This window comes from Micrococcus sp. TCR-5 (assembly GCF_052220525.1).
Classification (GTDB): domain Bacteria; phylum Actinomycetota; class Actinomycetes; order Actinomycetales; family Micrococcaceae; genus Micrococcus; species Micrococcus luteus.
The window spans coordinates 20,276-37,559 of sequence record NZ_JBQPDO010000014.1 but is presented as its reverse complement, the minus strand read 5'-3'; the positions used below and the strand labels follow the sequence as shown (position 1 = coordinate 37,559).

Here is a 17,284-nt window from a genome sequence, read left to right as displayed (position 1 = left end):
GCTCACTCCACCGTCAGCAGCCGCACCCAGTCGTCCTCGACGCGCTCCCCGCCGACCACGAACTGCCGCGCCCCGATCGTCGCGAAGCCGAGACGCTCGTAGAACCGGTTGGCCCGCGCGTTCTGCGCGTTCGTGCCGAGCCACACGTGCCGGAACCCCAGCCGCCGCAGCCGCTCCACGCCGTCGTGCACGAGGGCCTCGGCCAGCCCGGTGCCGCGCCCCTCGGCGAGCACGTACAGCTTCGAGAGGTGGCCGGCCAGCACGTCGCCGAGCCGCTCCGTGACGGGTGCCTCGGGGGTCGCGGCGGTCTCGTACAGGGCGTAGCCGAGCAGGGTCTCCGGGGCGTCGGCCGCGGCGCCCACGAGCACGATCCGCTCCGGGTCCGCGATCCACGCGGCCACGGCGGCCTCGCTCAGGTGCAGCGCGATGTGCGCGTCCACCGCGGCACGCGGCAGCGAGGCCGGGGAAGCGTCCGGGAAGGTGGCCGCGGCGATCGCGGCGATCGCGGGCGCGTCCTCGGGGCGGGCCGGACGGACAACGGCGGCGCGGGGTGCGGAGGTCATCCCCGGACGGTACCGCCGCGGCGGGGGCGTGGGGCGGCGCGCGTCGCGGGGTGACCGGGCGCTCTCCCGCCCGGCCCCCGCCCGCGGCCGCCCCCGCTCAGGCCTGCAGCGCGGGGTGCAGGTCCTTCATGCGGAACCGGCGTCGGCGCCGCACGACGAGCACGTCCACGGCGAGCGCCGCCGCCCCGATGCCCATCAGCACGACCACCGGCACCCAGAAGCGCTGGTCCAGGCCGCCGGAGATCGCGTTGCGGAACGCCTCGATGGAGTAGCTCATCGGCATGAACGGGTGCAGCGCCTGGAAGAAGCCGGGCAGCACCTCGGCCGGGTAGGTGCCGCCGGTGGAGGCCAGCTGCAGGATCAGCAGGACCAGCAGCAGCGCCGAACCGGGGGTGCCGAGCGCCGTCTGCACCAGGTGCGCGATGAGGGAGAACACCACGGCCACGAGCACCGTCAGGGCCACGGCCCGCACCGGGTGGACGGGGGCCAGGCCCAGCGGCAGCGTGGCGGCCAGCATGAGCAGACCGCCGCCCACGGCCACGATGCCCACGGGCAGCCACGCGGCCAGCGCGATCGCCACCGGGTTGCGGCGCCCGGCCAGCAGCCGCCCGCTGATGGGCCGCATGATGTTGAATGCGGCGATGCCGAACACCCACAGCGCGATGGAGAAGAACATCGGCGCCATGCCGCGGCCGTAGACCTCTGCGGAGTTGTCCACCTGCATCACGGCCTCCACGGGCCGGGACATCACCAGGGCGGCCTCGTCCCGCTGATCCTCGGTCAGGGCGGGGACGCGGTCGACGCCGTCGGAGAGCCCGGAGGCGAGCTCGTGGGCGCCGTCGTCGAGGGTGCCGAGGCCGGCGCGCAGCTCCCCGGCGCCGTCCTGGAGCTGGGCCAGGCCGCCGTCGAGCTCGGTCGCGCCGGACTCCAGCTGCCCCGCACCGTCCTGCAGGGTCAGCGCCCCGTCGTGGAGCGCGGCGTTGCCCTCGGCGAGGGTGGTCGCCCCGTCCGTCAGCTCGCCGAGGCCGGACTGCAGCTCCCCGGCGCCGTCCTGGAGCTGGGCCAGGCCGCCGTCGAGCTCGGTCGCGCCGGAGCCCAGCTGCTCGAGGCCGTCCGCGAACTTCCCGGCGCCGTCGGCGAGGGAGTCGGCCCCGTCCTTCGCCTCACCGATCCCGCCCTGCAGCTTCTCGGCGCCCGCGGCCACGGCGTGGGCGCCGTCGTTGAGGTCCGTCAGATCCGCCTTGGCGGAGGCGGCGACGTCGTCCTCGACGAAGCCCTGGACGCGCTCGTTGGCGGCCGCGGAGGTCGCGGCGGCCTCCTCGGCGCGGCCGGCGACGGCGGTCACCCGCTCGTCCGCGCCGGTGAGCGCCTCCTGGAGCGCGGCGTACTGCTCGGACTCGGCGAGCGTCGGGTCCTCTTCGGCGAGCTCGGCCAGGGCGGCCTGCGCGTCGGCGATGCGGGCGCCCGCGCCGTCCTCGGCCGTGCCGGCCACCTCGGCGACCCGCTGGACGTCCTCGTCCACCGCGGCGACGTCGGCGGCCACCGCGTCCTGCCGCTCGATCACCTGGTCCAGGCCGGGGATCACCGTGTCGTAGAGCTGCTGGGTGCCGTCGGCCACCTGCGTGGCGCCGTCGGTGAGCTCGGCCGATCCGGTCTGCAGTTGGGCCAGCCCGTCGGAGAGGTCCGTGGCGCCCTGACGCAGGGCGGGGGCGTTCTCGGCGAGCTGCCCGGCACCGTCGGCGAGGGCCTGGGAGCCCCCGCGCGCCTGGTCGAGCCCGTCGGCCAGGCGCCCGGCCCCGTCCTGCGCGGACGCGGCGCCCGCGGCGAGTCGCTGGGCGCCGTCGTCGGCCTGGGCGGCGCCGTCCGCGAGGTCACCCGCACCCGTGGCGAGCTGGCCCGCGCCCTCGGCCAGCTTGCCCGAGCCGTCGTGGGCCTGGACGATCCCGTCCTCCAGCTGGCTCGCGCCGTCCTCCGCGGAGGCCGTGCCGTCGGCCAGCTGCGCGGCGCCGTCGGCGGCGTCCACCATGCCCGACCGCAGCTCGCCGAGGCTGGAGAAGACGGCCTCGAAGTACGCCTCGATCGCGGACCGGTTCACGGCGGCCTCGACCTTGGCCTGGCTCGCGTTCGTGACGGAGCCGATCACGAAGCCGTTGGCGTCGTCTCGGCGCAGGGTGATCTGCGCCTGCTGCGGTGTCCCGCCGCCCTCGGGGCTGACGAGGTCACGGCTGAGCTCGGCGGGGATCTCCAGGACGAGGTAGTACCGGCCCTCCCGCAGTCCCTCCTCGGCCTCCTCGCGCGTGGTCTCGCGCCAGTCGAAGGCGCGGTCGTCCTTGAGGCGTTCGGTCATGTCCGCGCCGGTGCGCAGCGTGGTGTCGCCGCGCTGGACGGGCTCGTCCTCGTTGACGATCGCCACCGGCAGCCGGTCCATGGCCCCGTAGGGGTCCCAGTTCGCGGACAGGTACAGGGCGCCGTAGATGGCGGGGACGAGGAAGATGAACAGCAGGGCGAGCAGGGGCAGGCCACGGCGGAAGCGTCGCAGCTCGTAGCGGAACAGCATCAGTTCTCCCGGACGGGGGGCAGGGTGAGGACGACGGCGTCGCGCGGCACGGGCGCGGAGGCCACGGCGCTCACCGCGAACGGGTGGCCGTGGTCCTTGAGGACGTCCAGGGCCGCGTGGAGCGCGACCAGCTCATCGATGGTCAGGGTGGCGTCCACGTCGTCGAAGGTGACGAGGCGGGCCGGGCGCAGGCAGGCGACGACGGCGGCCAGCAGCGCGCGCTCGGGTGCAGGCAGCTCCCCGACGACGGCCTCCGGCGCCACGCTCAGCCTCACCGCGTCCGCGAGGAGGGCGAAGCGCGCGCGGCCGGCGCGGCGGCGCACGCCGTCGGCGAGGCAGCGCTCGTCCACGACCTCGGCCGCGGTCAGCGCCGGCTCGAGCTCCACCACGTCGGTGGTGTGGGCGACGGCGGTGCGGGCGCGGAGGGCGTGCGGGTGGCGCGCGGCGTCGATCGGGGGCCGGTACGCGCGGGCGGCGGGCCGCTCCGGCCCGTCCAGGGCGACGTCCACGGGGCCGCCGGTGAGCACGAGCTCGCCCCGCACGCCCTGCAGGCGCCCCGTGAGGGCGAGCAGCAGGGCCGAGCGGCCCGAGCCCTGGGTTCCGAGCACGGCCAGGTGGGTCTGCGGGGGCAGCACGAGGTCGAGGGGGCCGAACACCGGCCCGCGACCGCCGCGCAGGGTCAGACCGCGCGCCACGAGGGTGGCGGGCGGGAGGTCGTCGAGGTGCGCCGGGACGGGGGCGGGCCCGGGGCCATGGTGATCGGCGTCGGTGGGAGTGGAAGACATAGGCCCTCTTTGCCGAGTCGAGGCGGATTCAATACCATCGGTATTCAATACCATCGGCATCGAGAGGGCAACATGGCCACCCGACCCCGCCGCGAGGATGTCCGCGCGGCCATCCTCGACCACGCGGCCCGGGTGTTCGGACGGGAGGGCTACGCGCGCTCCTCCCTCGCCCGCATCGCGGCGGAGGCCGGCTACACGAAGGGCGCCGTCTATTCCGGCTTCGCGGGGAAGCCGGACCTCTTCGCCGCCGCCTGCACCGTCCAGTTCGAGCGGGCGACCACCCGAGCCATGGACGGCGTCGCCGACGCCCTGGACGACCCCGACCTGCCGCGCGAGGACCTGGTGGCCCGCGTGGCGGAGGCTCTGGCCGACGTCGTGCTCGAGACCACGGGCTCCTGGCCCCTGCTCCTCCACGAGTTCCAGGCCGTGGGCCTGCGCGAGCCCGCCGTGGGGAGAGCCTACCGGACGCTCACCGTCCGGCGGCGGGACTTCCTGGCCGGCCTGCTGCGTGAGCACCGCGTGCTGGCCGACGTCCCGGACGAGCAGGTCACGCACACCGCGGCCATGCTCCTGATGCTCGTGCACACGCTGTCGGTCGAGCGGCACCTGGCCCCGGAGGACCTGACGGTGGACGACGTGCGGGACACGCTGGCCGCGGCCGTGCGCTCCCTCCTGCCCTGACGCCTGCGCGCCGGCCCCGCCTCAGCCCAGAGTGCCGGCCACACCGCGCACCAGCGCCACCGTGCCCCCGACGCCGGCCAGGCAGATCGCGAGGACGCGCGCCTTCTCGGGGTCCACCCGGCGGGCCACCACCGAACCGAGCAGCACACCCAGCGGGCCGCCCGCCACGACGGCGACCCACACCGGCCACGGCACGTGCAGCCCCGCGGGCACGGCCGCGCCGAACAGCGACTTGGTGACCAGCGAGGTGAGATTGGCCAGCAGGAACACGGGCTGGAGGGTGGCCGCCCACGAGCGCTGGTCCCACCGGCTCGCCACCGCGTAGACCGCGAGCGCCGGCCCGGCGATGCCCGCGGTGGTGTTCATGAACCCGGCGACGGCGCCGGAGGCGAACACGGCCCCGTTCCCCTGGGCGGTGAAGCGCTGCTGCAGGCCCAGGACGGCGGCCACGGCCACCAGCACGGAGGACCCCAGGAGGATCTCGAGGGCGTGGGCGTCCAGGACCCGCACGGCCCACGCCCCCGCGAACGAGCCGGCCACGAGCAACGGCGCGAGGCGGACGAAGCGCGGCCAGTCCACATGCCGGTGCAGCAACGCGAACAGCAGCACCGCGGACACCGAGGCGGCCACGTTGGACAGCGTCACCCCCGCCACCGGGCCCAGGAGCAGGGACAGCGTGGGTGCGGCGATCATGCCCACACCCATTCCGCTCACCCGCTGGAGCGTGCCGCCCAGGGTGATCGCGGCCAGCGCGACGACGGCCGGCAGCCACACCAGGGAGGGGTCCATGCGGGCAGTATGCCGGAGCCGGGGGCCCGTCGGCCCTGGTGCCCGCCCGTGACGGGTGCGCATGCTGGCCGCATGGCCCAGCACAGCTCCACCCCGTACCCGCTCGTGATCGTGGGCAGCGGCCCCGCCGGCGTCAGCGCCGCCCGCGCCTACGTCGACGCCGGGGGACCCGGCCCCGTCCTCATGCTCACCTCGGACGTGGACCACCCCTACGAGCGTCCGCCGCTGTCCAAGGAGCTGCTGCGCGGCATGGCGGCCCCCGAGGGCACGCCGATCGCCGGGGAGGAGCTGCCGGACGGCGTCGAGCTGCGCCGCGGCACCACCGTCACCGGCGCGGACCTCGCCGCGCGGACGCTGCGGGCCGGCGAGGAGCCGGTCCGCTTCGAGCGCCTGATCCTCGCCCTCGGCGCGCACCCGAAGCCCCTGCCCGTCGCGGACGACGACGCCGAGGTGCACCTGCTGCGCTCTCTCGACCACGCCCGCCGCCTGGTGGCCTCCGCCGGGCACGCGCGCTCCGCCGTCGTGATCGGCTCGGGGTTCATCGGCTGCGAGGCGGCCGCGTCCCTGGCCCTGCGCGACGTGGCCACCACGCTGGTCACCCCGGACGAGGTGCCGCAGCAGAGGCGGCTGGGCCGCGTCGCCGGCGAGCGGATCGCCGAGTGGCTGACGGGCGCGGGCGTCACGCTGCGCACGGGCGTGCGGGTGAGCGGCATCGAGGCCCCCCGGACCATCCACCTGGACGACGGCGTCACCCTCGCCCCGGACCTCATCCTCGCCGCGGTGGGCATGGAGCCCGGCGGCGGTCTGCTCGAGGGCACGGAGCTGACCGTCCACGAGGGACGGATCGTGGCGGACGAGCATCTGGCCGCGGCTCCCGGCGTGTGGGTGGCCGGGGACGTCTCCCGGGCCCGGCACACGGTGGCGGACCGGCCGATCGTCGTCGAGCACTGGGGCGACGCCCTGGCGATGGGCGAGGTGGCCGGCGCGAACGCCGCGGTCACGACGGTGTCCGTCCCGGACGGCACGGCCGGGCAGAGCTCGGCGCTCGCGCACGAGGCCGACGCCGACGAGGACGCGCTGCGGAGCTGGGACCAGGTGCCCGGGTTCTGGAGCACCATCGGCGAGCACCTCCTCAAGCACAGCGCCTGGGGCGACGGCCACGCCACGGCTCGCCTCGTCGAGCGCCCCGGCTCCTTCACGGTCTGGTACACGGACGAGGAGGACCGCCTGGTGGGTGTGCTCACCTACAACGCGGACGACGACGCGGCGCGCGGCCGGGAGCTCGTGGCCGCCGGGGCGGCGTGGTCGGAGGTGAGCGGGGACCTGCGCGGCGAGCTGCGGACGGATGCGGACGCCTGAGCGGGCGGCGCCCGGTGCCGCAGCCGGTCAGTAGACGTCCACGAGGGTCGCGTAGACGATGTGGTTCTCCTCGAACTCGCGCGTGAAGGCGTTGTAGCCGTCACACGTGATCAGGCGCAGCTCGGGGGCCTCGGTGTCCCCGTAGACCTCGTCCGTGGGGAACTCGTCCTTGCCGTACGTGACGCCGCGGTCCACCGCGAACACGGCCACGGCCCCGTCCTCGCGCTCCACCTCGATCGTGTCCCCCGGCGCGAGGTCGGTCAGGTGGGCGAAGACGCCCGCGGAGCCGTCCGTGGCGTTGACGTGGCCGAGCAGCACCGCCGGGCCCCGCTGCCCCGGGCTGGGCGAGTTCGCGTACCAGGCCGCGGGCGAGCCGGGCTCGGCGGGCGGGACGGCGAGCGAGCCGTCGTCCCGCAGGAGCAGGCGCATCAGGTCGGAGCCCGCCCCGATCGAGGGGATCGTGAAGGACACCGGCGGGGAGTCGTCCAGGCCCTCGGCGACGACGGCCGCCTGCGCCAAGCGTTCCTCCTCGGCGACGCGAGCGGCCTCCTCCGCCGCGGCCGCCTGGGCCGCAGCGACCTCGGCCTCGGCCTGGGCGCGGGCGGCCTCCTCGGCAGCCGCCTCCTCCACCGCAGCCGAGGCCGCGGCACGGGAGGCCTTGGCGGACGCCTCTGCGGCGGCCGACTTCTCCGCGGCCGCGCTCGCCCGGACCGCCTCGGCCGACGACGACGCGGCGGCCCGGGAGGCAGAGGCTTCGGCGGCGCGGGCCTCGCGGGAGCGCTGCGCCTGGGCGGCCGAGGCGGACGCGGCGGGATCCGGGGTCGAGGCGGCCTGGCCGGCGCATCCGGTGAGCAGCAGGCAGAGCGCCGCCGCGGACGCCACAAGGCGTCCGCGGCGGGCGGGTCGGATCCGGATCATGCGTGAAGCGGAGGGGATCCGGTCCGGGTTCAGGCCTGGGCGCGACGGCAGACCAGCACGGCCGCACCGGCGACGCCGGCCAGGCCGAGGGCACCCACCGCGAACGCGGCGGCGGGGTCGGCGGCGGGGGCCACACCGGTCTCGGCGGCGCCGACCGGGACCACGGACACCTGGGACTCGTCCTCGGTCTCCACGACCGCCCCGGTCTTGATGGCCTCGATCTCGGCGGCGGCGGCCTGCTCGCGACCCTCGACGATCACGCCGTACTCGACGTTGTACTCGCAGCCGACGCCGTCCTGATCGGAGTCCAGGTCATCGTGGTAGTCCGGGTGCGTCGCGGGGATGTTGAAGACCCCGGCCGCGTAGGCGTCCTTGCAGTCCGGGTAGGTGTAGGCCGCGTCCGGCAGGGCCTGGTCAGTCGGGTCGTGGTACCCCGTCGAGTCGTTGACCGCGGGCTTGTCGAGGCGCTTCAGGTCCTGGCGGCCCTCGCAACCGATGCCGTCCTTATTCGCGTCCATCTTCGGCTTGAACCACTCGTGGCCGCTCGGCACGTGGGAGAAGCCCATCTCGTACACGTCAGTGCAATTGCGCGGCGCCTCGACAGCCGTCGCGGGGGCGGCGGCGAACAGGGACAGACCCAGGGCGGCGGTCAGGGTGGCGCCGGTGACGATCTTCTTCATGGCAGACCTCGTTGTCTCAAGGGGAGGATGGAACGCACCACAGGGGGATGTGACGTGGCAGACGTTGCTGAGAAAACCATGACCGGACCCTGGATGTCCAGTCAGCGGCGCCGCTGGCTCTGCCGCTGACCTGGGGCGACGCGCCTCCACCGACCCACGACGCGCCGCCTCCCCCGGAGGGAAGACGGCGCGTCGTCCGCGCGATCACTTCGCGTGGCGGGCGAGCAGGTCACGGGCGACGTCGATGCCGGCGGCCTCGACGTCGTAGGAGCCGGTGGCCTCGTGGTGGGCCTCCACGGCGTCGGTGATCCGGTAGTGGTCCGGGTTGCCGGGCGGGTCCGAGGTCTCCAGGACGTGGATCAGATAGGTCTCCCCGGCGGCCAGGTCCTGGCGGTCGTGGTTCTCGTGATGGGTCATGTCGTCCTCTCGGGCGGAATCCGGACGGGGCTGATCCCCGCCGCTCGTACGGCCCAGCGTGGACCGCATGCCACGTCACGGCCAGGCTTGCTCGCCCCCGGTCCCCTGAGGCGTCGAGGACGCCCGCGTGCCGCCTGGGCCTCCGCGTGGGCCTGGGCGCTCACCGCGGAGAGCTCGTCGATGCAGGCCCAGACGGACTCGCCGAGGTCGGTCACCACGGACAAGCCCATGCCGAGGCGGGCGCAACATCTGGGCACACGCGGTGATCTTCTGCGGCCACTTCCCCCAGGGCACGGAGACGTTCTCCGAGGAGATGGTGGAGGGCCAGACCCGCGGCGACGGGTACGTGCGCCAGATGATCGGCTCCGCGAGATCTGCGCGCGCTACGGCCTGCCGTACACGACCGGCCCGCTGCTGCGGCAGGTGGGCTCCGCGTGGAAGAAGGTGTCCCGGCTGGCACTGCCGTGAGGCGGGAGGGGCGGGCGCCCCTCCCACCGCCGTCGTCGGCTCAGCCCTTCACGCCGCCGGCCGTGAGGCCGGAGACGATGTACCGCTGCAGGAACAGGAACAGCGCCATCACGGGCAGGGCCGCCAGCACGGCGCCGGCCGCGAACACGCCCCAGTTCTCAGAGCGGGTCTCCGAGACGTAGCCGTAGAGGCCCACCGCGAGCGTCTGCGCGGACGGGTCCGTGAGCACCACGGAGGCGATCACGAACTCCGAGACCGTGGTGATGAAGGACAGCAGGGCCACCACCGCGAGGATGGGGGTCACCAGGCGCAGGATGATCGAGAAGAAGATCCGCGCGTGCGAGGCGCCGTCGAGCTTGGCGGCCTCGTCCAGCGACGGCGGGATGGTGTTGAAGAACCCGTACATCAGGTACGTGTTCACCCCGAGCGCGCCGCCCAAATACACGAGGATGAGGCCGAGCTGCGAGCCGATGCCCAGGACGGGCACCAGGTTGCCGATGTAGGTCAGCAGCAGGAAGATCGCCACCACCGCGAGCAGCTGCGGGAACATCTGCACCAGCAGCAGCGTCAGCAGCCCCACGCGGCGGCCCGTGAACCGCATCCGGGAGAACGCGTAGGCGGCCAGGGCGCCGAGGAACACCGTCATCACGGACGTGATGACGCCGATCACCATCGTGTTGAGGAACCAGCGGCCGAAGGGCCGGTTCGGATCGCTGAACAGGTCCACGTAGTTCTGCCCGCTCAACGAGGAGAACAGCCGGTTCGAGCTTGCCATCGTGCCAGTCGGGTCGAGCGACGCGGACAGCACGTACAGCAGCGGGAACAGTGCGAACGCGCTGGCCAGCACGCCCACCGCGTGGCGCCAGCCCAGCTCCCGCATCCACCGGCCGAACGAGCGGCGGCGTCGTGGCGGGGCCGGGTCCTCCTCCCAGCGCAGCGGGTCCGTCTCCTGCTGCGCCAGGGCGGCGGCAAGGGGCGAGGTCGGGACGCCCGCCTCGGGGGCGTCCGGCCGGGGCCGGCCGGAATCCTGGGGGATGCTCACTTGTCGATCTCCTCGAGCGCCTTGGTCTGCCGGAAGCTGATCGCCGAGATGGTCGCCACGATCAGGAAGATCACGATGGACAGGGCGGAGGCCAGGCCGTAGTCGCGCCCCACCCCGCTGAACGCCGTCTTGTAGACGACCGTGATCAGCAGGTCCGTGGCGCCGATGTTCGAGCCCGCGTCGGGGAACCGCGGTCCGCCGCCGGTCAGCATGTAGATGATGTTGAAGTTGTTGAAGTTGAACGCGAACGAGGAGATCAGCAGCGGCGCCACCGAGACCAGCAGCAGGGGCAGCTTGATGGAGCGGAAGATGCGCCACGGGCCGGCGCCGTCCATGCGGGCCGCCTCGTCCACGTCCTCGGGCAGGGACTGCAGGGCGCCCGTGGTCACCAGGAACATGTAGGGGAAGCCCAGCCACAGGTTCACCACGAGCACCGACAGCCGGGCCAGCCACGGGTCGGTGAGCCACGGGATGTCCGCGCCGCCGAAGAACACGGTGTTGACGAAGCCGAACTCCGGGTTGAGCAGGCCGGCCCACACGAGGCCGGACAGGAACGCCGGGAACGCGTACGGCAGGATCATCATCACCCGGTAGACCTTCTTGCCGCGCATGTCCGAGCGGTTGAAGGCGATCGCCAGCAGCAGCCCGACGGCGAACGTCGTGGCCACGCTCAGGAACGCGAAGGCGAAGGTCCACACGGTGACCCGCACGAGCGGGTCGCGCAGCTCGGGGTCGGTGAACGCGCGCGTGAAGTTGTCCAGGCCGACGAACACCCGCCAGCCGGTCTGCAGCGTGCTGCCGTCGTCCGCCTGGAACTGGCCCTCGCCGTTGTCCCGGTACTCCACGCCGCTCTCGAGGTCCGTGAAGGTGTCCCGGGCCTCGTCGTACTCCAGACGCGGCGCGTACACGTACCCGCGGGAGCCGTCGCGCGTCTCCAGGGTGCCGTCGGCGGCGTCGTCGCTCAGCGGGACCTTCAGGCGGGTGACCTGGTCCTGACGCTGCAGCAGGTCGCCGAACCGCAGGGTGGTGTACCCCTCCACCCCCACCGGCTCCCCGTCCTGGATCTGGGCCTCGACCGGCTCCAGCGCCTGGTCCGCGCCGCCGAGGACGGGCTCCCCGTCCCGCAGGGTCAGCAGGTAGAGGTCGCCGCCCTCCTCCAGCACCGTGATGTCGTACACCGGGGAGTCCGGCACGCGGATGGAGGAGGAGCGCTGGATGATCTCGATCGCCGCGGCCTTGTCCGAGTTGTGCCCGGCGCCGTAGTTCGTGAAGGCGACGTAGGAGGAGTAGACCACCACGAACACCTGGAACAGCATCAGGAAGAACAGGCCGGGGGCGAGGTACTTGGCCGGCAGGCCGCCGCGGCGCAGGTAGATCCAGTTGATGCCGATCGTGACCGCCAGGGTCAGCGCGAACACCACCCAGTCCCCCGCGGCCGCGAGCTGGAACAGCAGGAACGCCGCGAAGGCGTCCACGAGGCCCAGCAGGACGATCTTGGCCAGCGTGCCGCCGAGGCCCTCGGTACCCCGGGCGTCCGCCCGACGACGGCGGCCCGGGCCGGTGCGGCGCGCGGCGTCGTCGAGGGCGGCGGTGGCGGCGTCGGACCGGTCCGACGCGGTGGAAGACGGGCTCATGGTTCCTCATCCGGCCCGAGGGCCTGCCGTGGAAGGGGGGGTGCGCGCCCCGAGGGCGCAGGGCCACGGTCCGCCTCCGGCGTCCCCGCGGGGACGCCGGAGGCGGACCGCGCCGGATCACTGGCCGATGCGGCCCTCGATGTCGGAGATCATCTTCTGCCAGGTCTGGACCGGGTCGCCCTCGCCCTTGATGATGCTCATCTCGGCGCCGCCCCAGAACTCGAACACCGCGCCCATCTCGGGGGCCGCCGGCATGGGGACACCGTTCTCGCCGATCTCGCCGAACGCCTTCACGGTCTCGTCCGAGGCCGCCTTGTCGAAGGAGGCGGTCAGCGCCGGGGGACGCTTGCCCTCGGCGAAGAGCGCGTCCTGGGCCGCCTCGGTGGAGAGGTAGTTGACCACGAACTCATTCGCGGCCAGCTGGTTCTCGGACTCTGAGGAGACGAAGAAGGCGTTGACGCCCACGAACGGCTGCGCCGGCTGGTCTCCCATGGACGGGATGGCCTCGACCTCGAAGTCGACGCCGGCCGCCTCGGCCTCCTCGATGTTCCACGGGCCGGTGATGAAGTAGGCTGCGTTGCCGGAGTTGAACTGCTCCTTGGCGATGTCCGCGGTCATGTTCGGGTTCAGCACCCCGGACTCGCCGTACTCGGCCAGCTTCTCGGCGAAGGCCTCACCCTCGGGCCCGCCCATGGCCAGCGAGCCGGTGTCGTACGAGCCGTCCTCGGCCTGCTTGAACACGGGGGCGCCCATGGAGGTCTGGAACGGGTACAAGTGGTACGGGTCGCCGTTGACGGCGTCCAGGCCCACCACGAACGGGTACTCGGCCTCGCCGGCGTCGACGGCCTTCTGGCCCTCCGCGATCATCTCGTCGAAGGAGGCCGGGGTGGACTCGGCCAGCTCGGTGTTGCGCAGGATGGCGATGTTCTCCACGGAGTACGGCACGCCCCAGGTCTGACCCTCATAGGTGACGGCCTGCACGGAGGACTCCACGAAGTCGCCGGCTCTCTCGCCCAGCTCAAGGGGCTCGATGGTGCCGTTCTGCACGAGCGAGCCGATCCAGTCGTGGGCGCCGACGATCACGTCCGGGCCCTCGCCCGTGGGGTTCTGGGTGATGAAGTCGTCCTTCATCGTGGAGTTGTCCTTGACCACGAGCTCCACCGTGATCCCGGTGTCCTCCTTGAAGTCCTCCGCCACGGCCTGCAGCGGCTCCTGGCGGTTCTGGTCCACCCACATGGTGATGGTGCTGGCGCCGGCCTCGGAGAGGTCCTGGCTCGGGGACGCGGTGGCCGTGCCCTGCTCGGTGGCGCCGGCCGGGGAGGAGGACGCCGGGGCGGAGGAGCCGCCGCCGCACGCGGTGAGCGCGAGGGCGGAGAACGCCGCGGTGAGGGTCAGGCTGAGCGGGCGGCGGAAGAGGCCGCCGGTCGTCGTCGACTGCATGATGTGCCTTTCACGAGGGGTGGCCCGCGGCATGCGCCGGCCGTTGCGTCGCCGACGTGGGCCCCGCGGTGAGACGGCGCCTGCCCCCGGCGGCTGAAGGAGTCAGTCCCCAGGAGTGTAAACGCTTCCACTGTGATATGCCACACAGAGGTGCGCTCCCGCATGAACACGGGCATGCGGGAGTGGGGGCGGAGGTCAGGACCGGCTGAAACCGGAATGGAAGCGCTTCCACCACCGCGCCTGCCGTGCCGTACTCTGGTGCCACGCATCGACCCCCGGCCCGCCGCCGTCGTGCACCCGCCCCGCCGCAGAACCCCATGAACCGGGAGGAGGACCGCCGATGGTCGGCATCAAGGACGTCGCCCGCATGGCCGGGGTCTCCACCGCCACCGCCTCCCGCGCTCTCACCGGCTCCGGCCCCGTGGCGGCCGCCACGCGCACCCGAGTCCAGGAGGCCGTCGCCACGCTCGGCTACGTGGCGGACTCCGCCGCTTCTTCGCTCGCCTCGGGCCGCACCCGCAACATCGGGCTGGTGACCCCCTCCGTCCACCGGTGGTTCTTCGCCGCCGTGCTCGAGGGCGCCGCGGACGAGCTCGTGCGGCACGGGTACGACCTGACGCTCTACGACGTCGGCCAGGACCCGGAGCGTCGATCCACGGTCATCTCCGACCTGCTGCCCCGGCGGCGGCTGGACGCCCTGATCACCCTCTCGTTCCGGCTGAGCGTGTTCGAGTTCGCCGGACTCGAACGCCTCGGCCGGCCCGTGATCGCCATCGGTGGCCGCCTGCCGGCGGGCGAGACCCTGCCCGACTGGTTCACCGCGGTCCAGGTGGACCACGCCCGCGCCGCCCGGATGGCCACCGAGCACCTGCTGGAGCTCGGACACCGGGACATCGCCTACGTGGGCCGCGTGGACGAGGACATCGAGTTCCAGGTCAGCACCGAGCGCACCCGCGGGTTCCTGCACGCCCTCGCCGCCACCGGGGTGCGCACGCCGGCCGACTGGATGGTGCCCGCGGACTTCACCATCGGCGGCACCTACCACCAGGCGCGCGCCCTCCTCGCCGACCCGCGGCGCCGGCCGACGGCGGTCATGTGCATCTCGGACGAGATGGCCATGGGCACCTGGATGGCAGCCCACTCCCTGGGGCTGCGTGTGCCCGAGGACGTGTCCGTGATGGGCCTGGACGGCCACCCCGAGGCCGCCCGCCTGGGCATCAGCACCGTGGACCAGAACCCGCTCGAGCAGGGCCGCCGCGCCGTCCGCCTGGCGCTCGGCGCCCTCGACGGCGCCGCCCACCCCCACCGGATCATGCACCACCTGGCCCTGCGGCCGAGGGCGAGCACCGCGCCGCCGTAGACCGTCAGCCCCGACCCTCACCCACCCCTCTCCTTCACCTCGGACCGTCGGGCACGTACCTGCCCGTGAAAGGAACCCCACCATGGCCTCCGTGACCTTCCGCTCCGCCAGCCGCCAGTACCCCGGCTCCCCCCGCCCCGCCGTCGACTCCCTCGACCTGGAGATCGCCGACGGCGAGTTCCTCGTGCTCGTGGGCCCCTCCGGCTGCGGCAAGTCCACCTCCCTGCGCATGCTCGCCGGTCTCGAGGAGCTCTCCCACGGCAGCATCCTGATCGGCGACCGGGACGTCACCGACGTGGACCCCAAGGACCGGGACATCGCGATGGTGTTCCAGAACTACGCCCTGTACCCGCACATGACCGTGGCGGACAACATGGGCTTCGCCCTGAAGATCGCCGGCGTCCCCGCGGACGAGCGGCGCCGCCGCGTCGAGGACGCCGCGAAGCTGCTGGACCTGACCGAGTACCTGGACCGCAAGCCGAAGGCCCTCTCCGGAGGTCAGCGTCAGCGCGTGGCCATGGGCCGGGCGATCGTGCGCGACCCGCAGGTGTTCCTCATGGACGAGCCGCTCTCCAACCTGGACGCGAAGCTGCGCGTGCAGACCCGCGCCCAGATCGCCAACCTGACCCGCCGTCTGGGCACCACCACCGTGTACGTGACCCATGACCAGACCGAGGCCATGACCATGGGCGACCGGGTGGCGGTCCTGAAGGAGGGCCGCCTCCAGCAGGTGGACACGCCGCGCAACCTCTACGAGCGCCCGATGAACGTGTTCGTCGCCGGGTTCATCGGCTCCCCCGCCATGAACATCTTCCGCATGCCCGCCACGCACGAGGGCGTGCACTGGGGCGAGAAGGTCATCCCCGTGCCGCGGGAGGATCTGGCCGACGCTGGCACGGCGGTGGACCTCGGCGTGCGCCCCGAGAACCTGGTGGTCAGCGACGACGCCGCCGGCCTGCCCGTGGAGGTGGACACCGTGGAGGAGCTCGGCGCGGACGCGTACGTGTACGGTCACGCGACGATCGGCGGCGAGGAGCGGCTCATCACCCTGCGGACGGTGGGCTACACGGCGCCGGAGAAGGGGTCCGTGGTGCACGTGGTCCCGGACCCGGAGCGCGTGCACCTGTTCCACGCCGACACCGGCGAGCGACTCAACCGCTGACGGCGGCGCGGAGCGGCGTGACGGCGGCGGGCGTCGCCTGCCCTCAGTCCTGACGCTCGGCGAGCTCCGCGAGCCGGTCGATCGACGCACGGAGCTGCTCTTCGCCGGTCCGCAGCGCCTTCTGGATGCGCTTCGGGTCGGTCAGGGCGGTCCAGTCATAGGTGTGGGTGACGCGGCAGCCGCCCTCGTCGTCGCCCTCGACCTCCCACCGCCACAGCTGGCCGAACGGCTCCCCGCCGACCTCGGAGGGCTTCCAGGCGATGCGGCGGCCCTCCTCGAACTCGACCACGTGGTTCGCGCGGTCCACGCCCTTCTGCAGGGTCATCACGAACACGTCCCCGACGGCGGTCACCCGCTGCCCGGGGGCGGCCTCGGCCAGGTTGTCGTTGCCGTCCCACTCGGGCTGGCGGGAGGGGTCCGCGATCAGCTCGAAGACGACGCCGGCCGGCGCGTCGACGTGACGGGTCGCGGACACGACGCGGTCCTCAGGGGCGGGCAGGGCGGTCTCGTCGATGTGCTCCATGGGGAGAGCGTAGACCCCGGTGCACACCCGCCGAGAGAGCCGGCGGGGCTCGCGCCAGGGGTGGGATGCTGGGGGCATGCCCGCCCAGCCCTCCCCCTCCGGCCACACCGTCCACCTGTCCACGTCGGGCGTGGACGCCCGCATCGCCCCCGACGAGTTCGGCGGGTTCGTCCTGGAGATCGGCGGGGCTGTCCAGTCCCACGTGGACCTGGCCGACCCCGCTCGCATCCGCTACGAGTACCTGCGCCGCATGGCCCACGTGCTCGACGCAGCCTCCCCGACGGGCGCGCCGGTGCGGGTCCTGCACCTCGGCGCGGGCGCGCTGACCCTGCCGCGCTACCTCCAGGCGACCCGACCCGGCTCGGAGCAGACGGTGGTCGACCTGGACCGGGAGCTCGTGTCCTTCGTGCTCGCCGAGCTGCCCCTGCCGGCGGGCACGGACCTCGTCTCCGTGGTCGCGGACGCGCGCCTGGCCGCCGTCGACCTCGCGCTGGACGGGGAGCGGTTCGACGCCGTCGTGCTGGACATCGGCACCGGCGAGGAGGGCGCCGAGCACCTGCGCGGCGCCGTGTTCTACGGGGAGCTGCTCGAGCTGCTGACGGCGGGCGGGGTGCTGCTGGTGAACATCGGCGACGACGCCGGCCTGCGCTTCCTGGGCGCCGAGCTGGGCGCCCTCGAGGAGGCGGCCGCCGAGGCCGGGGTGCCCGGCCCGTGGACGCTCGCGGACCAGGGGATGCTGGAGCGCCTGGACTGGGGCAACGTCGTTCTGGCCGCGGGGGCGCCGCTGGGAGAGGCCGGCTGCACGGAGCGCCTCGCCGCGGCGGGGCCGCATCCGGCGGCCGTGCTGGACCCGGCGGAGTCGGCCGCGCTGGCCGACCGCATCCGTCGCGCCTGAGGGCGGGCGCG

The 17,284-nt window shown here is 73.6% G+C and carries 16 protein-coding genes and 1 pseudogene; 6 read left to right on the top strand and 11 right to left on the bottom strand.

Features of this window, described 5'->3' with window-relative positions; all coding sequences use genetic code 11:
* Window positions 1-2 precede the first annotated feature (2 nt).
* The 3 genes from ACTSKS_RS08850 to ACTSKS_RS08840 form a co-directional block, all read right to left on the bottom strand.
* The gene (locus ACTSKS_RS08850) at window positions 3-563 is read right to left on the bottom strand and encodes a GNAT family N-acetyltransferase (protein WP_442927468.1); all 561 of its coding nucleotides are present in this window, start codon (window positions 561-563) and stop codon (window positions 3-5) included.
* A gap of 97 nt (window positions 564-660) precedes the next feature.
* Complete coding sequence (locus ACTSKS_RS08845; RefSeq protein ID WP_230259897.1) at window positions 661-3,120, bottom strand: YhgE/Pip family protein; 2,460 nt, start codon at window positions 3,118-3,120, stop codon at window positions 661-663.
* A complete protein-coding gene (locus ACTSKS_RS08840; RefSeq protein WP_069941208.1) occupies window positions 3,120-3,905 on the bottom strand; it encodes an ATP-binding cassette domain-containing protein in 786 nt (261 codons plus the stop codon). The genes ACTSKS_RS08845 and ACTSKS_RS08840 overlap by 1 nt, the downstream gene beginning before the upstream one ends.
* A 72-nt stretch (window positions 3,906-3,977) precedes the next feature.
* Here ACTSKS_RS08840 and ACTSKS_RS08835 point away from each other — a divergent pair, with 72 nt between their 5' ends.
* Window positions 3,978-4,586 (top strand): TetR/AcrR family transcriptional regulator, encoded by a 609-nt coding sequence (locus ACTSKS_RS08835; RefSeq protein WP_020624715.1) that lies wholly within the window; start codon window positions 3,978-3,980, stop codon window positions 4,584-4,586.
* A 21-nt stretch (window positions 4,587-4,607) separates the two neighbouring features.
* Here the strand turns inward: ACTSKS_RS08835 and ACTSKS_RS08830 are convergent, their stop codons facing one another.
* The gene (locus ACTSKS_RS08830) at window positions 4,608-5,375 is read right to left on the bottom strand and encodes a sulfite exporter TauE/SafE family protein (protein WP_442927467.1); all 768 of its coding nucleotides are present in this window, start codon (window positions 5,373-5,375) and stop codon (window positions 4,608-4,610) included.
* Window positions 5,376-5,447: 72 nt separating this feature from the next.
* On the opposite strand from ACTSKS_RS08830, the gene ACTSKS_RS08825 reads away from it, so the two are divergent.
* Entirely contained in the window at window positions 5,448-6,734 is a 1,287-nt protein-coding gene (locus ACTSKS_RS08825) for an NAD(P)/FAD-dependent oxidoreductase (RefSeq protein ID WP_442927466.1), read from the top strand.
* A 27-nt stretch (window positions 6,735-6,761) separates the two neighbouring features.
* Here the strand turns inward: ACTSKS_RS08825 and ACTSKS_RS08820 are convergent, their stop codons facing one another.
* The 3 genes from ACTSKS_RS08820 to ACTSKS_RS08810 form a co-directional block, all read right to left on the bottom strand.
* Window positions 6,762-7,652, bottom strand: coding sequence for a class F sortase (locus ACTSKS_RS08820; RefSeq protein WP_439883893.1), 891 nt, complete (start codon window positions 7,650-7,652; stop codon window positions 6,762-6,764).
* A gap of 29 nt (window positions 7,653-7,681) precedes the next feature.
* Window positions 7,682-8,332 (bottom strand): excalibur calcium-binding domain-containing protein, encoded by a 651-nt coding sequence (locus ACTSKS_RS08815; RefSeq protein ID WP_439883892.1) that lies wholly within the window; start codon window positions 8,330-8,332, stop codon window positions 7,682-7,684.
* Between the two features lie 204 nt (window positions 8,333-8,536).
* The gene (locus tag ACTSKS_RS08810; protein WP_065572688.1) at window positions 8,537-8,749 is read right to left on the bottom strand and encodes a hypothetical protein; all 213 of its coding nucleotides are present in this window, start codon (window positions 8,747-8,749) and stop codon (window positions 8,537-8,539) included.
* A 241-nt stretch (window positions 8,750-8,990) separates the two neighbouring features.
* On the opposite strand from ACTSKS_RS08810, the pseudogene ACTSKS_RS08805 reads away from it, so the two are divergent.
* Window positions 8,991-9,217, top strand: a pseudogene (locus ACTSKS_RS08805) (acyl-CoA desaturase); the annotation flags it as partial.
* A gap of 40 nt (window positions 9,218-9,257) precedes the next feature.
* On the opposite strand, the gene ACTSKS_RS08800 reads toward ACTSKS_RS08805, so the two are convergent.
* From ACTSKS_RS08800 to ACTSKS_RS08790, 3 genes are all read right to left on the bottom strand, one after another.
* Window positions 9,258-10,178 (bottom strand): sugar ABC transporter permease, encoded by a 921-nt coding sequence (locus tag ACTSKS_RS08800; protein WP_049158252.1) that lies wholly within the window; start codon window positions 10,176-10,178, stop codon window positions 9,258-9,260.
* Between the two features lie 77 nt (window positions 10,179-10,255).
* On the bottom strand, window positions 10,256-11,893 hold the full coding sequence (locus tag ACTSKS_RS08795; protein WP_049158246.1) for an ABC transporter permease subunit: 1,638 nt from the start codon (window positions 11,891-11,893) through the stop codon (window positions 10,256-10,258).
* A gap of 117 nt (window positions 11,894-12,010) precedes the next feature.
* Window positions 12,011-13,333, bottom strand: a complete 1,323-nt coding sequence (locus ACTSKS_RS08790; RefSeq protein WP_439883891.1) for a sugar ABC transporter substrate-binding protein — start codon at window positions 13,331-13,333, stop codon at window positions 12,011-12,013.
* 340 nt (window positions 13,334-13,673) lie between these two features.
* Between ACTSKS_RS08790 and ACTSKS_RS08785 the strand changes: the two genes are divergently transcribed.
* Window positions 13,674-14,693: a LacI family DNA-binding transcriptional regulator gene (locus ACTSKS_RS08785; protein WP_049158353.1), complete on the top strand. Its 1,020-nt coding sequence runs from the start codon at window positions 13,674-13,676 to the stop codon at window positions 14,691-14,693.
* Between the two features lie 82 nt (window positions 14,694-14,775).
* Window positions 14,776-15,855, top strand: a complete 1,080-nt coding sequence (locus ACTSKS_RS08780) for an ABC transporter ATP-binding protein (protein ID WP_439883890.1) — start codon at window positions 14,776-14,778, stop codon at window positions 15,853-15,855.
* Window positions 15,856-15,898: 43 nt separating this feature from the next.
* On the opposite strand, the gene ACTSKS_RS08775 is transcribed toward ACTSKS_RS08780, so the two are convergent.
* Window positions 15,899-16,378 carry an SRPBCC family protein gene (locus ACTSKS_RS08775; protein ID WP_439883889.1) on the bottom strand — a complete coding sequence of 160 codons (480 nt, stop codon included), beginning with the start codon at window positions 16,376-16,378 and terminating at the stop codon, window positions 15,899-15,901.
* Window positions 16,379-16,454: 76 nt separating this feature from the next.
* Between ACTSKS_RS08775 and ACTSKS_RS08770 the strand changes: the two genes are divergently transcribed.
* Window positions 16,455-17,273, top strand: a complete 819-nt coding sequence (locus ACTSKS_RS08770) for a spermidine synthase (RefSeq protein ID WP_439883888.1) — start codon at window positions 16,455-16,457, stop codon at window positions 17,271-17,273.
* Window positions 17,274-17,284 lie beyond the last annotated feature (11 nt).

Excerpts from the sequence above, each read along its gene's own strand:
- ACTSKS_RS08830 (WP_442927467.1), bottom strand. The coding sequence starts at position 5,375 with ATGGACCCCTCCCTGGTGTGGCTGCCGGCCGTCGTCGCGCTGGCCGCG.
- ACTSKS_RS08835 (WP_020624715.1), top strand. The coding sequence starts at position 3,978 with ATGGCCACCCGACCCCGCCGCGAGGATGTCCGCGCGGCCATCCTCGAC.
- ACTSKS_RS08785 (WP_049158353.1), top strand. The coding sequence starts at position 13,674 with ATGGTCGGCATCAAGGACGTCGCCCGCATGGCCGGGGTCTCCACCGCC.
- ACTSKS_RS08840 (WP_069941208.1), bottom strand. The coding sequence starts at position 3,905 with ATGTCTTCCACTCCCACCGACGCCGATCACCATGGCCCCGGGCCCGCC.
- ACTSKS_RS08770 (WP_439883888.1), top strand. The coding sequence starts at position 16,455 with ATGCCCGCCCAGCCCTCCCCCTCCGGCCACACCGTCCACCTGTCCACG.
- ACTSKS_RS08815 (WP_439883892.1), bottom strand. The coding sequence starts at position 8,332 with ATGAAGAAGATCGTCACCGGCGCCACCCTGACCGCCGCCCTGGGTCTG.
- ACTSKS_RS08825 (WP_442927466.1), top strand. The coding sequence starts at position 5,448 with ATGGCCCAGCACAGCTCCACCCCGTACCCGCTCGTGATCGTGGGCAGC.
- ACTSKS_RS08780 (WP_439883890.1), top strand. The coding sequence starts at position 14,776 with ATGGCCTCCGTGACCTTCCGCTCCGCCAGCCGCCAGTACCCCGGCTCC.
- ACTSKS_RS08850 (WP_442927468.1), bottom strand. The coding sequence starts at position 563 with ATGACCTCCGCACCCCGCGCCGCCGTTGTCCGTCCGGCCCGCCCCGAG.
- ACTSKS_RS08820 (WP_439883893.1), bottom strand. The coding sequence starts at position 7,652 with ATGATCCGGATCCGACCCGCCCGCCGCGGACGCCTTGTGGCGTCCGCG.
- ACTSKS_RS08775 (WP_439883889.1), bottom strand. The coding sequence starts at position 16,378 with ATGGAGCACATCGACGAGACCGCCCTGCCCGCCCCTGAGGACCGCGTC.
- ACTSKS_RS08795 (WP_049158246.1), bottom strand. The coding sequence starts at position 11,893 with ATGAGCCCGTCTTCCACCGCGTCGGACCGGTCCGACGCCGCCACCGCC.
- ACTSKS_RS08845 (WP_230259897.1), bottom strand. The coding sequence starts at position 3,120 with ATGCTGTTCCGCTACGAGCTGCGACGCTTCCGCCGTGGCCTGCCCCTG.
- ACTSKS_RS08810 (WP_065572688.1), bottom strand. The coding sequence starts at position 8,749 with ATGACCCATCACGAGAACCACGACCGCCAGGACCTGGCCGCCGGGGAG.
- ACTSKS_RS08790 (WP_439883891.1), bottom strand. The coding sequence starts at position 13,333 with ATGCAGTCGACGACGACCGGCGGCCTCTTCCGCCGCCCGCTCAGCCTG.